Source organism: Halomonas sp. SL1 (assembly GCF_003030865.2).
In the GTDB taxonomy this organism is placed as follows: domain Bacteria; phylum Pseudomonadota; class Gammaproteobacteria; order Pseudomonadales; family Halomonadaceae; genus Halomonas; species Halomonas halophila.
This window is the reverse complement of record NZ_PYUQ02000011.1, coordinates 75,244-89,372: the sequence shown is the minus strand read 5'-3', so window position 1 is coordinate 89,372 and position 14,129 is coordinate 75,244. Positions and strand designations below refer to the sequence as shown.

The 14,129-nt window shown below is 66.1% G+C and carries 12 protein-coding genes; 6 read left to right on the top strand and 6 right to left on the bottom strand.

Annotated features, from left to right (window positions below; translation table 11 throughout):
• Window positions 1–98 precede the first annotated feature (98 nt).
• Entirely contained in the window at window positions 99–1,070 is a 972-nt protein-coding gene (locus C9J49_RS04580; RefSeq protein ID WP_107181654.1) for a Gfo/Idh/MocA family protein, read from the top strand.
• Here C9J49_RS04580 and C9J49_RS04575 read toward each other — a convergent pair.
• On the bottom strand, window positions 1,031–2,044 hold the full coding sequence (locus C9J49_RS04575) for a LysR substrate-binding domain-containing protein (RefSeq protein WP_107181653.1): 1,014 nt from the start codon (window positions 2,042–2,044) through the stop codon (window positions 1,031–1,033). The two genes, C9J49_RS04580 and C9J49_RS04575, sit on opposite strands and share 40 nt — an antisense overlap.
• 272 nt (window positions 2,045–2,316) lie before the next feature.
• Between C9J49_RS04575 and C9J49_RS04570 the strand changes: the two genes are divergently transcribed.
• The 5 genes from C9J49_RS04570 (at window position 2,317) to C9J49_RS04550 (ending at window position 8,343) form a co-directional block, all read left to right on the top strand.
• Window positions 2,317–3,432: an aldose epimerase family protein gene (locus C9J49_RS04570; protein WP_235207407.1), complete on the top strand. Its 1,116-nt coding sequence runs from the start codon at window positions 2,317–2,319 to the stop codon at window positions 3,430–3,432.
• A 324-nt stretch (window positions 3,433–3,756) separates the two neighbouring features.
• Complete coding sequence (locus tag C9J49_RS04565) at window positions 3,757–4,749, top strand: arabinose ABC transporter substrate-binding protein (RefSeq protein ID WP_106488593.1); 993 nt, start codon at window positions 3,757–3,759, stop codon at window positions 4,747–4,749.
• Window positions 4,750–4,807: 58 nt separating this feature from the next.
• Window positions 4,808–6,301 carry an L-arabinose ABC transporter ATP-binding protein AraG gene (gene araG / locus C9J49_RS04560; protein ID WP_107181652.1) on the top strand — a complete coding sequence of 498 codons (1,494 nt, stop codon included), beginning with the start codon at window positions 4,808–4,810 and terminating at the stop codon, window positions 6,299–6,301.
• 44 nt (window positions 6,302–6,345) lie between these two features.
• A complete protein-coding gene (gene araH, locus C9J49_RS04555) occupies window positions 6,346–7,359 on the top strand; it encodes an L-arabinose ABC transporter permease AraH (RefSeq protein ID WP_035592935.1) in 1,014 nt (337 codons plus the stop codon).
• A gap of 63 nt (window positions 7,360–7,422) precedes the next feature.
• A complete protein-coding gene (locus C9J49_RS04550) occupies window positions 7,423–8,343 on the top strand; it encodes an SMP-30/gluconolactonase/LRE family protein (protein ID WP_107181651.1) in 921 nt (306 codons plus the stop codon).
• Between the two features lie 112 nt (window positions 8,344–8,455).
• On the opposite strand, the gene C9J49_RS04545 is transcribed toward C9J49_RS04550, so the two are convergent.
• From C9J49_RS04545 to C9J49_RS04525, 5 genes are all read right to left on the bottom strand, one after another.
• Complete coding sequence (locus C9J49_RS04545) at window positions 8,456–9,625, bottom strand: fumarylacetoacetate hydrolase family protein (RefSeq protein ID WP_107181650.1); 1,170 nt, start codon at window positions 9,623–9,625, stop codon at window positions 8,456–8,458.
• 38 nt (window positions 9,626–9,663) lie between these two features.
• A complete protein-coding gene (locus C9J49_RS04540) occupies window positions 9,664–11,091 on the bottom strand; it encodes an FAD-binding oxidoreductase (protein WP_107181649.1) in 1,428 nt (475 codons plus the stop codon).
• 43 nt (window positions 11,092–11,134) lie between these two features.
• On the bottom strand, window positions 11,135–12,391 hold the full coding sequence (locus C9J49_RS04535) for a TRAP transporter large permease (protein WP_107181648.1): 1,257 nt from the start codon (window positions 12,389–12,391) through the stop codon (window positions 11,135–11,137).
• Window positions 12,388–12,879: a TRAP transporter small permease gene (locus C9J49_RS04530; RefSeq protein ID WP_107181647.1), complete on the bottom strand. Its 492-nt coding sequence runs from the start codon at window positions 12,877–12,879 to the stop codon at window positions 12,388–12,390. The genes C9J49_RS04535 and C9J49_RS04530 overlap by 4 nt, the downstream gene beginning before the upstream one ends.
• 63 nt (window positions 12,880–12,942) lie before the next feature.
• Window positions 12,943–14,034, bottom strand: a complete 1,092-nt coding sequence (locus C9J49_RS04525) for a TRAP transporter substrate-binding protein (RefSeq protein ID WP_107181646.1) — start codon at window positions 14,032–14,034, stop codon at window positions 12,943–12,945.
• Window positions 14,035–14,129: the final 95 nt, after the last annotated feature.

Below are 14,129 nucleotides of genomic sequence, written 5' to 3'. Positions count from 1 at the left end.
GGCGAGCGGCCGAGGCGGGCCGACGAGCGTTCGAACTATATGTTCGACATTTGCTCTGATATGGTCCGCTCATCATCAGCCATCCGTCAGGAACCGCCATGTCTTCGCTTTCCATCGGTCTCGTGGGTCTCGGCAAGATCGCCCGGGACCAGCACCTGCCGGCCATCCAGGCCAACCCGAACCTGCGCCTGGTGGCCGGCGCCGACCCCGCGGCCGGCATCGATGGCCTGCCGCACCATGCGTCGCTGGAGGCGATGCTCGCCGCCGAGCCCGGCCTCGACGCCGTGGCGATCTGCACCCCGACCCACCTGCGCTACGCCCAGGCGCGCCTGGCGCTGGAGGCCGGCAAGCACGTGCTGCTGGAGAAGCCGCCTGGGGCCACGCTCAGCGAGGTTGCGGCGCTGGTCGAGCTGGCCGAGCGTTGCCCGGGCACGCTGTTCGCCGCCTGGCACTCCCAGCAGGCCGGCGGCGTGGCCGCGGCGCGCGAATGGCTGGCCGAGCGCCGCATCGAGCGCGTCGCGATCGAGTGGAAGGAGGACGTGCGCGTCTGGCATCCCGGCCAGAGCTGGCTGTGGGCGCCTGGCGGCATGGGCGTCTTCGACCCCGGCATCAACGCTCTCTCGGTGGCCACCCGGGTGCTGCCGCGGCCGTTCTTCCTGCGCCAGGCGACCCTCGAGGTGCCGGCCAACTGCCAGACGCCCATCGCCGCCCGGTTGGCCTTCATGGATGCCGACGAGGCGCCGATCGCCGCCGACTTCGATTTCCGCCAGACCGGCGAGGTGACCTGGGAGGTGCGCGTCGAGACCGACGCCGGCCGCCTGCGCCTGACTCACGGCGGCAATCGCCTGCTGATCGACGACGAGGTGGTGGTGGATGCGCCCACCGGCGACGGCAACGACGAGCCATCGCGGCTGGCCGCCATGGTCGGCCAGGAATACGCCGGGCTCTACGCGCGCTTCGCCGAGCTGGCCGCCGCCGGTCGCTCCGAGGTGGACGTTGCGCCGCTGCGGCAGGTGGCCGATGCCTTCCTCTACGGGCGCAGGGAGAGCGTCGAAGCGTTCGAGGGCTGAGGTTCGGTCTGGAGTGAGCGTTGATGGGCCACCAGCTCGCGCAGGGTGCTCATCAGGGTCGCGGCACCGGGAGACAGGCGCCGGTCGCGCAGGCTTACCAGGCCGTAGGGCTGCACGCTCAGCGCCTCCTCGAAGGGCAGCCGACGGAAGCGCTGCGGCGCGCACAGCAGGTCGGCGGCCTCGCGGGTGGTCACGGTGAGGGTGTCCGACTTGTCGACCAGCGCCAGGGCCACCAGCACATCGGGGGTGTCGACGATCTGGCGCGGCGGTGCGACCCCGTGCTGCAGGAAGAGGCCGTCGACCCGCTGGCGCATCAGCGCCCCCGGGGGTTGCAGCGCCCAGGGATAGGCGGCCATCGCCTCCAGCGACAGCGCGGACTGTCCGCTCAGCGGATGGCCCTCGCGGCACACGAAGCACAGCGCCTCCTCGCCGATCTCCTCGAACACGAAGCGCTCGGCCGGGAAGCCGGCGGGGACGCGAGTGATGGCGAAGTCGAGCTCGCCCTCCAGCAGCCGGGGGATCAGGTCCCGGCTGACCCCCACGTCGACGCCAATCTTGAGGCCGGGCAGGTCGCGATGCACCCGCTCGATGGCGCTGGTCAGCAGCGTCACCGCCGGCGCCATCACCGTGCCGACGGAGACCACCCCGGCATTGCCCGCCTCCAGGGCGTTGAGTTCCTCGCCGGCGTGCTGCAGCTGGGAGACGATGCCGCGGGCATGGCGGATCAGGCATTCGCCGTACCAGTTGGGCGTGAGCCCGCGAGGATGACGTTCGAACAGCGCCACGCCGAGCTGCGTCTCCAGATCGCCGAGCAGCTTGGAGGCCGCCGGCTGGCTCATGCCGAGGCTCTCGGCGGCGCGATGCAGGTTGCGCTGCTCGTCGAGGGCGACGAACAGCTGCAGGTGGCGGAACTTTAGTCGAGCCCTCAGAAACCAGTCCGGTGGCAGGGCCTCGGGGGGATGCGTGGCCTTCATGGTGCGATAACGCTTTGTGTATCAACCGTCATGGCGAACATTATTGGTCCTTGTCGGTCGGCCTTGCCTAGGGTGGCATCGAGGAGCGCCTCCTGCGCCTCCCCGCTGCGGTCGAGACCCGTTCTACCGCAATGTGCCGATCCTGATAAAGGGGACTTTCCGCTATGTTCGACGCGACACGATGCCGGGCCTTCGTCGGGGCTGCCGGCTTGCTCATGATCGGTCATGGTGCCGCCATGGCCGACGAATCATCTCAACGAAGTGGGGAGAACATGCCGGATCATCAGCAGAAAAAGGGCGTCGAGGCCTCGTCGTTCGGCGCCTTGCCCGACGGCCGAGAGGTCACCCTGTATCGCCTCTCCAACGACCGCGGTCTGACGGTCGAGGTCATGAACTACGGCGGCATCATCGTGTCACTGCGGGCGCCGGATCGGGAAGGCAAGGTCGAGGACATCGTGCTCGGCTTCGATCGCCTGGATGGCTACCTGTCCGACGCCTATCGGCAGTTGAACCCCTATTTCGGCGCGCTGATCGGCCGCTATGGCAACCGCATCGACCAGGGGCGATTCACCCTGAACGGGGTGACTCACCAGCTGGCCACCAACGATGGGGACAATCACCTGCACGGCGGCCGGCAGGGCTTCGATCGCCGGCTGTGGGACGCCGAACCGTTCAGCGGCGAAGACGGCGAGGGCGTGATCCTGCGCACTGTCAGCGAGGACGGCGAGGAGGGCTACCCCGGGCGGCTCGAGGCGACGGTCAGCTATACCCTGACCGACGCCAACGCCCTGGAGGTCCGCTATCGCGCCGAGACCGACCGGCCGACGCCGGTCAATCTGACACAGCACAGCTACTTCAATCTCGCCGGCGAGGGCGATCCCAGCATTCTCGATCACGAGCTGACGATCCACGGCGATGCTTTCACCCCGGTCGACGCGACGCTGATCCCCACCGGCGAGATCCGCGACGTGGCGGACACGCCCTTCGACTTCCGCGGGCCGACGCCGATCGGCGCGCGCATCGGTGACGACCATCGCCAGCTCGAACGCGGCGGCGGCTACGATCACAACTTCGTGCTGGCCATGGACAGCGCTCCGCTGGAGGCGCCGCGGCGCGCGGCCCGGGTCGTCGATCCCGGCAGCGGCCGCGTGCTCGAGATCGCCACTACCGAGCCCGGCCTGCAGTTCTATTCGGGAAATTTTCTCGACGGCAGCGTAACCGGCAAGGGCGGCGAGCCCTACGGCAAGCGTTCCGGCTTCGCGCTGGAGACCCAGCACTTTCCCGACTCGCCCAATCAGCCGGGTTTCCCCTCGACGATCCTCGAGCCCGGCGAGACCTATCGCTCCTTGACGGTCTATCGCTTCTCGACCGACGCCGACGACGGCTGAGATGAGCGCTGAGCAAGACCTGTGACGCCGCCCTCGATGGGGCGGCGTTTTTCGTCCAAGGCCCCGGCACGGCGGCGCGACAGCAACTTTAGTCGTGGTGGCCGTTGTGCGACGACGGCGGTCGGTCGGCCTGCAAGGGTGCTTCTTCTCGTCGTGATAGCAAAACGCATATCAATCGTACGGCGTTTGCGTATTAGAAGGTTATGCCGGGCGCTGGCTAGGGTGAACAGCATCTTTCGATCGACTCGATATCCCACGACAACGCTCTCCAGCGACAGCCACTTCCAACAACAATGACCCCGGCAGGGGCGAAAGGAGCACGGCATGACTCTCACGTCTCGATTCGCACGTCTGGCCCTCGGCGGCGCCATCGCCATGGCAGGTTTCACCGCTGCCCAGGCCCAGGACGACGTCACCATGGGCTTCATCGTCAAGAAGCCCGAACAGGCCTGGTTCATCAATGAGCAGCAGGCCGCCACCGCCGTCGGCGAGGAGCAGGGCTTCGAGGTGGTGCGCCTGGCCGGCGAGGACGGCCAGCAGGTGCTCAGCGCCATCGACAACCTCAACTCCCAGGGCGCCCAGGGCTTCGTGATCTGCCCGCCGGACGTGCGCCTGGGGCCGGCGATCATGAACCGTGCCGAGCAGTACGGCATGAAGGTGGTCACCGTGGACGACCGCTTCGTCGGCCCCGACGGTGAGCCCATGGAGGGCGTGCCGCACCTGGGCATGTCCGGCTACAAGATCGGCCAGCAGGTGGGCGATGCCATCGCCGCCGAGATGGAGGCGCGCGGCTGGGACCCGGAGGAGGTCGCCGCGCTGCGCATCACCAACTACGAGCTGCCTACCGCCAAGGAGCGCACCGACGGCGCCACCGATGCGCTGCTCGAGTCGGGCTTCAACGAGGACAACATCTTCGACGCCCCCCAGCAGAACACCGACACCAGCAGCGCCTTCTCGGCGGCCTCGCCGGTGTTCGCCAAGCGCGGCGACTTCGAGCACTGGGTGATCTACGCCCTCAACGAGGAGAGCGTGCTGGGCGGCGTGCGCGCCAGCGAGCAGTATGGCCTGGGCGCCGAGGACGTGATCGGCGTGGGCATCAACGGCTCCGGCGCGGCCTTCGCCGAGTTCTCGCGCGAGACGCCCACCGGCTTCCACGGCACCGTGGCGGTGAGCTCCACCATGCACGGCCGTCAGACCGCGGAGAACCTCTATGCCTGGATCACCGAGGACGAGAAGCCCCAGGCCAACACCGTGACCTCCGGCACTCTTATGACCCGTGACAACTGGCAGGACGTGCGCGATGAGCTCGGCCTCTGAATCCGCCCGCCCGGGCCGTGAAGGCCCGGGATCGTTCATCGTGCAGGAGTCCGCTGCCATGACAGACCCGTATCTGCGCTTCGATGGCATCAGCGTCGAGTTCCCCGGCGTGCGTGCGCTGGACGGGGTGAGCTTCGCCGCCCACGCCGGCCAGGTGCACGCCCTGATGGGCGAGAACGGCGCCGGCAAGTCGACCCTGCTCAAGGTGCTCAGTGGCGTCAATCGCGTCACCGAGGGCGCCCTGTGGCTGGGCGGCGAACGTCACGTCTTCGCCAATGCCCGTCAGGCCCTGCGCCAGGGCATCGCCATCATCTATCAGGAGCTGACGCTGTCGCCGAACCTGTCGGTGGCCGAGAACCTGCTGCTCGGCCAGCTGCCGGCCCGGCGCGGCTTCGTCGACCGCCGCCGGATGCGCGACGAGGCGCTGCGCATTCTGCGCGATCTCGGCGAGGACGAGATCCACCCGTCGACCAAGGTCCGCGACCTGTCCATCGGCCAGCAGCAGATGATCGAGATCGGTCGCGCCCTGCTGCGCGACGCCAAGGTGATCGCCTTCGACGAGCCGACCAGTTCGCTGTCGGTGCAGGAGACCCGCCAGCTCAAGCGCATCGTCCAGCGGCTGCGCGACGAGGGCCGGGTGGTGCTCTACGTGACCCACCGCATGGAGGAGGTGTTCGAGATGTGCGATGCCGTCACGGTATTCCGCGACGGTCAGCATATCCGCACCCACGACAGCCTCGAAGCACTCGACCACGACACCCTGGTCAGCGAGATGGTCGGCCGTGACATCGACGACGTCTATGGCTACCGCGCCCGGGAGGCCGGCGAGGAGCTGATGGCCATCGACGCCATCGACGGCAAGGGGCTGAGCGAGCCGGTCAGCTTCAGCGTCCGTCGCGGCGAGGTGTTCGGCCTGTTCGGCCTGGTCGGCGCCGGGCGCAGCGAGCTGATGCGGCTGGTGTGCGGCGTCGAGCGCCCGAAGTCCGGCGAGGTGCGCTTCGCCGGCCAGCCCAGGCATTTTCGCACGCCCGGCGAGGCGATCCGCGCCGGCATCGCCATGTGCCCGGAGGATCGCAAGTCCCAGGGCATCTTTCCCATCGCCAGCGTCACCGACAACCTCAACGTCAGCTGTCGGCGCTTCTACAAGCGCTGGGGACTGTTCCGCCAGCCGTCGCGGGAGCTGGCCAATACCCGCGAGTACATCGACCGGCTGAGCATCAAGACCCCGGGGCCGCGCACCCGTATCAGCACGCTGTCCGGTGGCAACCAGCAGAAGGTGATCCTGGCCCGCTGGCTGTCCGAGGAGATCGAGCTGTTCGTGATGGACGAGCCGACCCGCGGCATCGACGTCGGCGCCCGGCGCGACATCTACACCCTGCTCTATGACCTGGCCGACCAGGGCAAGAGCGTGGTGGTGATCTCCAGCGATCTGGCCGAGGTCAGCTCGATCTGCGACCGCATCGGGGTGATGCGCGACGGCGCCCTGGTCGACGTGGTGGCACGCGACGAGGCCACGCCGGAGCGCCTGCTGGGCCTGGCGCTGCCGGCCTGATGCCTGCAATGACTTCTGAACGACAAGACACGAGAGAAACCGCTATGACGACGCAAAAGATCGCGCAGGGCGAGGGCGACGCCCCGGCGCGTCCCCAGGGCCGCCAGGGGCTGACCAAGCCGCTGCGCACCCTGCTCGACACCTCGGGGCTGATCGCCATCTTCGCCGTGCTGTTCGTGGCGCTGTCGGTGTTCATCCCCGACTTCCTCACCGGCCGCAACATGGTCGGCCTGCTGCTCTCGGTGACGCTGATCGGCACCATCGCCACCACCATGATGCTGGTGCTGGCGCTGGGCGAGGTCGACCTCTCGGTGGCCTCCATCGTGGCCTTCGCCGGGGTGGTCGCCGCCGTGGCCACCTCGGCCTCGGGCAGCGTGATCATCGGCGTGCTGGGCGGCGTGGTCGCCGGCGGCGCGGTGGGGGCCTTCAACGGCTTCGTGGTGGCGCGCTTCGGCATCAACTCGCTGATCGCCACCCTGGCGGCCATGGAGTTCGTGCGTGGCCTGGCCTACATCACCTCCGGCGGCGACGCGGTGATGATCACCGTGCCGGCCTTCTTCGAGCTGGGCAGCGCCTCCTTCCTGGGGCTGACCCTGCCGGTGTGGACCATGATCGCCTGCTTCGTGATCTTCGGCGTGCTGCTCAACATGACCGCCTTCGGCCGCAACGTGCTGGCCACCGGCGGCAACGCCGAGGCCGCGGCCCTGGCCGGGGTCAACGTGCGGCGGTTGAAGATCATCGTGTTCGGCCTGCAGGGCGTGGTCGCCGGCATCGCCGGGGTGCTGTTGACCTCGCGCATGGGCCTCGGCGATCCCAACACCTCCCAGGGGCTGGAGCTCGCCGTGATCTCGGCCTGCGTGCTGGGCGGCGTGGCGCTGTCCGGCGGCATCGCCTCGATCACCGGGGTGCTGGTGGGCGTGATGATCATGGGCTGCGTGCAGAACGCCATGGGCCTGCTCAACGTGCCGACCTTCTATCAGTACCTGGTGCGCGGCGCCATCCTGCTGCTGGCGGTGATGTTCGACCGCTGGAAGCAGACCCGCCGACAGCGCGCCTGACCCGCCGCGGCCCCGCCGTCCGGCGGGGCCGCGCTTCGCTGACTCTCGAGCACGGAGAACCCCATGGTCGATGCCTCGACACTGGAATGCGTCTGGGCCGGTCGCGCCAGGCTCGGCGAGGGGCCGCTGTGGTGCCCCGAGCGCGGCGACGCCGGCCGGCTGCTGTTCGTCGACATCCTCGGCGCTCGCCTGCACGCCTTCGATTTGGCCCGCGGCGAGACCCGCGACTGGCCGCTGGACGAGGCCTGCTGCTGGCTGGCGCCCCGCGACGACGGCGACGGCTTCATCGCCGGGCTGCGCTCGCGGCTGGTCCACCTGCGCCTGGAGGCGGGCGGGCCGCGCATCGTCGCCGACTGGCCGACCCCCGACGACGAACCCGCCGGCAATCGCTTCAACGACGCCAAGGTCGATCGGGAAGGGCGGCTGTGGTTCGGCTCCATGGACGACGCCGCCGAGCGTTCCAGCGGTGCGCTCTATCGCCTGGAGGGCCGGACGCTGCGGCGGCTCGATACGGGCTACCGGGTCGCCAACGGCCCGGCGATCTCGCCTAACGGCCGCACCCTCTATCACAGCGACACCCCGCGGCGGGTGATCCACGCCTTCGATCTGGCGCCCGACGGCAGCCTCGCGAAAAAGCGCGAGCATATCCGCTTCGGCGAGACCCAGGGCTTCCCCGACGGCATGGCCTGCGACGCCGACGGCGGGCTCTGGGTGGCCCACTGGGAGGGCGGGCGCGTCAGCCGCTTCGCCCCCGACGGCCGCCTCGACGAGACGCTGTCGCTGCCGGCCTCGCGGGTCACCTCCTGCGCCTTCGGCGGGCCGGATCTCGACACGCTCTACATCACCACTGCAGCGGAGGCGCGCGACGCCGAGGGCCTGGCCGGCGGACTGTTCCGGGTCCGCCCCGGCGTGCGGGGCCTGGCGCCCACGCCGTTTCGGGTGGAGGCCGATCGCGAATCAGAGGCGTGGCGCGAGAGCGGATAGTCAAAGGTCAGGAAACGACGAGAGGAAAGAAGAAAGGGGCGGCCCGGATGGGCCGCCCCTTTTCATGTGGTGAGAGAGGCCGGGGACCCGCGTGTCCCCGGAGAATACCTCTCTATCTCCGTCTGGCCTGATCCGCCATCCACTGGCGGATGCCGTAGGTCCAGGGCGGCAGCCGGTCCGAGCGGTCGACGCGGTTGACCAGCGCGCCCAGCGAGGGCGTGGCGATGGTCACCGTGTCGCCCAGGTGGTGGGTGAAGCCCTGGCCTGCGCCGTCGCGATCCTGGATCGGCGAGAACATGGTGCCGAGGAACAGCACGAAGCCGTCCGGATACTGGTGATGCGCGCCGAGGGTCTGGTGCACCAGGTCCAGCGGGTCGCGACTGATCTGGCGCATGTCGCTGGAATCGTCCAGCACGAAGCCGTCGTCGGCGCCCTCGATGCGCAGCGACACCCGGGCCCGGCGCACCGTGTCCAGGGTGAAGCGCTCGTCGAACAGGCGGATGAACGGACCGATGGCGCAGGAGGCGTTGTTGTCCTTGGCCTTGCCCAGCAGCAGGGCGCTGCGACCCTCGACGTCGCGCAGATTGACGTCGTTGCCGAGCGAGGCGCCGCGGGGCCGGCCGGCGGCGTCCACCGCCAGCACGATCTCCGGCTCCGGGTTGTTCCACTCGGAGGCCGGATGCAGGCCCACGCCGCGGCCGAAGCCCACCGCCGACAGCGGCTGCGCCTTGGTGAACACCTCGGCGTCCGGCCCGATGCCGACCTCCATGTACTGGGACCAGGCGCCGCGGGCCTGGAGCTCGGCCTTGAGCGCCATGGCCGCCTCGGAGCCGGGGACGATCTTCGACAGGTCGCCGCCGATCACCTGTTTCAGCTCCTCGCGCAGCTCGCCGGCCCGGGCCGGATCGCCGCCGGCCTGCTCCTCGATCACCCGCTCCATCAGGCTGACCGCGAAGGTCACGCCGCAGGCCTTGATCGCCTGGACGTCGCAGGGCGCGAGCAGGTAGGGCGCCTCGGGCGCCTCCGCCAGGGAGCGCGCGAGCAGTTCCTCGACCGGGCCGAGGTCCTCGCCCTCGGCCGCGGCCACGAAGGCGGCCGCGTCGTCGCGCTCGAGCAGGTCGGCCATGCAGGCGACGCTCGCCGAGATGTCGACCACCCGGCCGTCGCGGACGACGATCAGGGCCGGGCCCGGGTGGGGCGTATCGCGCCAGACCCGGCCGACCAGCAGGGCGCGGTCGGCGTCGTCGGGCAGGATGTTGCAGGTGGTGGGGTGAGTATCCATGAGAGAGTCCTTATGAGTTTGAGGTGACACCATATAGTTCAATACTGGGAGCGTGGCAGGATGCGGCCGGGGCTCATCATCCCCCTGGGATCGAATAGACGTTTAAGGCCACGCATGATGTCGTGTTTTGGAGCCGATAGACCCTCGAGGAAGGGGGGTTGTTTGACCCTTCCAATGCCGTGCTCTGCACTGATGCTACCGTCGAATTCGGCGACAATAGCAAACAGCTGTTCTTCGAGTTCGTGCAGGAGACTGCGCTTTGACTCATTGTCTAGATTCATCGGGGGTAGAACATTGAAGTGCAAATTGCCGTCGCCTACGTGACCGTATGCGATCACCTGTGATTCGGGAGACGCCTTGGCAATTGCTGCTGCTGCCTGGCGATGGAAGTCAGGCAGTCGTGAGATTGGTAGCGAGATATCGGTGCGTAGATGTTCGCCACGTCGCTGCTGACCTTCCAGCATGGCTTCACGTAATTGCCAAAGTTGTCCGGCCTGTGTGTCGCTGGTGGCCAGTACCCCGTCCTGTAGCAGGCCGCTTTCGAGTCCACGTTCGAACAAGGCCTCAATCATGCCGTCGAGATCGACCGGGCCACTGGCTGCGACCTCCAATAACACGTACATGGGCTGAGGCTCGTCCAGCGGATCGGGGAGTGAAGAGTCTGCCTCGAGAGCCAGCTCCAGGCAGGTACGTGGAATCAGCTCGAACGCAGTCAGCAGGTCACAACAGCTACGCCGGGCCTGAGCGTAAAGGCCGAGCACCGCGTCGACGTCGGGACAGCCGATTAGGGCGGTTCGAGTAACTTGGGGTTGTGGGTAAAGTTTGAGCACTGCACCGGTGACGATGCCCAGAGTACCCTCGGCACCGATGAACAGCTGCTTGAGGTCGTAGCCGGTATTGTTCTTGTGCAACGATTTCATGTCGCTGAGCAGTCGTCCGTCCGGCAGTGCCACTTCGATGCCCAGTACCAGTTGACGCATCATGCCGTAGCGCAGCACGTTCAGGCCGCCAGCGTTGGTCGCGATATTGCCGCCGATCTGGCAGCTGCCTTGGGCGCCGAGAGACAGCGGGAAACTTAGGTCCTCGGCCTCGGCTGCCTCCTTGACCGACTGTAGAATGCAGCCTGCGTCGACGCTCATGCTGAAGTTGATGGGGTCTATTGAGCGCACCTGGTTGAGGCGCTCGAGACTGATCACCAGTTCGGGGGTCTGACTGTCCGGCAGTGCGGCTTCCACCAGGCCGCTACCGCCTCCCTGAGGTACCACCGGAATGTCGTGGCGATGACAGTAGCCGAGTATCTCGGCTACCTGTTCGGGGGTCTCCGGGCGGGCCACCGCCAGCGGCTGACCGCCGCGGGCGCCTGCCCAGTCGACCAGGTAGCGTTCCACGTCGCTGTCCGTGGTTAGCACGCCGTTGTTGCCCAAGGTCTGTTCGAGGAAGCTCAGAAGGTTGTCATGAGGGCTCATTGGGGGCGTCTCCGCTCAGCGGGCGGCCATTGACCGCCGGTATTCATCGAAACCACAGGACTACTCCGGGGAACAACAGGAACAGCACCAGCAGTGCGACCAGGGTGAAGTAAAAGGGCAGGAGGCTCTTGACCAGACTTTCCATGCCGACCTTGCCGACACCACAGCCCACGTAAAGCACGGTCCCCACCGGAGGGGTGATCAGGCCGATCCCGAGAATGAAAGACATCAGCACGCCGAAGTAAACGGGATCGATGCCGAGCTTGACGACCACCGGCGTCATCAGCGGGGCCAGGATGACCATGGCCGGGGTCAAATCCATGAAGAAACCGACGATTAGCAGGAAAGCTGACAGTAGCAGCAGGAGGAGCAGCTTGTTCTCGGTAATCGCCGATAGGCTCACCACCAACTGCTGAGGAATCATGTTTGCGGTCAGAAGCCAGGCCAAGACGCTGGCGAAGGCCAGCAGCAGCATCACTACACCGGTCAGCCGGCCGGTGCTTACGCACAGGGCGAAGAAGCGTTTTAGCGAGAGGCTACGATAGATGAAGAAAGACACCGCGAGGGCGTAGACGAGAGCAATGGCAGCGCTCTCGGTGGGAGTGAAGATGCCGGTGAGGATGCCGCCGACGATGATCACGGGCAACAAGAGTGCCAGGATAGCGTCCTTCAGGGCGCTGGCAAGTTCTGGGAAGGAGAAAGCCTGTCCTTTACCGTTCTTGCGTGACTGGATGTAGGTGGTAGCGGCTAGAGCCAAGGTGATCAGGATGCCCGGCATGATGCCGGCGAGGAACAGCTGCGAGATAGAGGTATTGGTGACCACGCCGAACAGGATCATTGGAATGGAAGGGGGAATGATGATGCCTACTACCGAGGCTGCCACCACGATAGCCGTGGCCATGGGGGCGCTGTAGCGATGCTGCTTCATCGGCTCGATCATCATACTGCCCACAGCCGAGGCGTCAGCCACGGCGGAGCCGCTGATGCCGCCGAAAAACATCGAGGTCATCACCGCCACCTGGCCAAGGCCGCCGGCGACGAAGCCTACCAGCGCGCTGGCCAGGCGTACCAGCCGGGAGGCGATGCCACCCTCGCTCATTACTTCACCCACTAGGATGAATAGCGGAATGGCCAGTAGTGGAAAGGAATCGAGTCCATTGACTGCCTGGGCCACGATCGGTGACAAGGCATAGTCCGAGTAGAAGAAGATGAAAAGACTGATGGCGCCTAGTCCAAAGGAGATCGGCATGCCGATCAAGATACAGATGGCCAGACCAATGAGAATACTCCACAGGATCATGGGTCGGATCTCCTGAGTAAGGCAATGAGGGCTAAGGTATTGGCGATAAGGGTTAGACCAGCCATCACTGGCATGGCGCTGTACAGCCAAGTCTTGGGAATGCCTAGCATGGGAGTAGAGCTGGTGTAGCCAGAGATCAGCTCCTTGAAGCCGAAGAGGATGCATATACAGACAAGGTAGATAACCGCTACTGCGGCTAGTCCTAGGATGCGCCGTAGCCCGGACGGAGCCAGGTCCTTAAAGTAAGTGACTGCTACGTGCTCTTTCTCTAGGCTGCCTAGCCCGGCACCGAGCAGCACCAGCCAGATAAAAAACACTCGTGACATTTCTTCGGCCCAGGCGTAGGAAGTGTTGAGCACGAAGCGCCCAAAGACATTGGCGGTCACACAGAACACCACGCCGAGGACCAGTAGCCCGATAGCGATGCGTAGCGTGGTGATTAGCCACCCCAGGAACCCCGGGGTGGAGGTGGAAGAAAGGGTCGTCATGAGTCACCTCCATGGTGACGACAACACCACCACCTTCTATAGGTGGTGGTGCCGGGTAATGGCTTACTGGGAAACGGCTCGGATGTCGTCGATCAACTCTCCGCCAATCTTTTCGCGCCACTCGTCGTATACCGGCGACAGGGTTTGCTGGAAGGTAGCTACTTGCTCTGGTGTCAGCTCGGTGATGTTCATTCCCTCATCGATCAGTTCCTGTTTGATCTGGTCATTAAGGGTACGGCTGACATGACGCTGGTAGTTACCCATCTTGTGGGCGGCGTCTACCAGCAACTCCTGATAGCCCTGGGGGAGGTCGCTCCAGAAGCGTTCGGAGACTAGGGTGATAAAGGGGGTATAGACGTGGTTGGATTCGGTGGCGTAGTCCTGCACTTCATTGAACTTGGAGGACTGGATAGTGATCCAGGGGTTTTCCTGACCGTCTACCACGCCCTGTTCCAGCGCCGTGAATAGCTCGGCGAAGGACATCGGGGTCGGATTGGCGCCCAAGGTCTTCCAGATGTCGAGGTGGATCGGGTTCTGCATGGTTCGCACCTTGAGGCCGTCCAGGTCCTCGGGGGTGGCCACCGCGGTCTGGCTGTTGGTCAACTGACGGTAGCCATTCTCAGCCCAGCCGATGGCCTTGAGGCCGTTGGTGCTGGCAGTTTCCAGCATCTGATCGCCGATCTCGCCGTCGAGCACTTCATCGGCCACCTCCGGTGTCGGGAACAGGAAGGGCAGGTCGAATACCGCAAATTCCGGGAACATGTTGACCAGCGGTGAGGTCGAGGGCGCGGTCATTTCCAGGGTCCCGGACTGCAGCGCGCTGACCGCCTGGAGGTCATCACCAAGCTGGGCACTGTGGAATAGTTCTACTTGGATATGGCCCGCGCTGCGTGCTTCGACGATATCCTCGAAGTACTCCAGGCCTCGATACTGGGCGCCGGACTGGGTGGTGCCGATGCTGAACTTGAGGGTGTAATCGTTGCCGTCACCTTCGGCTACGGGACCGTCTACCTCGGGGATCGGCGGCATCCCGCTGGCGGCCTGGGCACTGGTGGCGATACCCGCCAGCGACAGGCCGCCGAGGGCTAGGGCGGTAATTGCCGCGCCCAGACTGCGACGGGTGAAGGGGATAGTGGGGGTTGTGATTGTTGTCATGCTTCTCTCCATTTTGCGTGGCGTGCCGGCCATTGCGTAGCGCTTTGGCCTTTGCTTGGCGTGCGGGCCGTTCGACCCAGAGCTTGTCGGCTCTG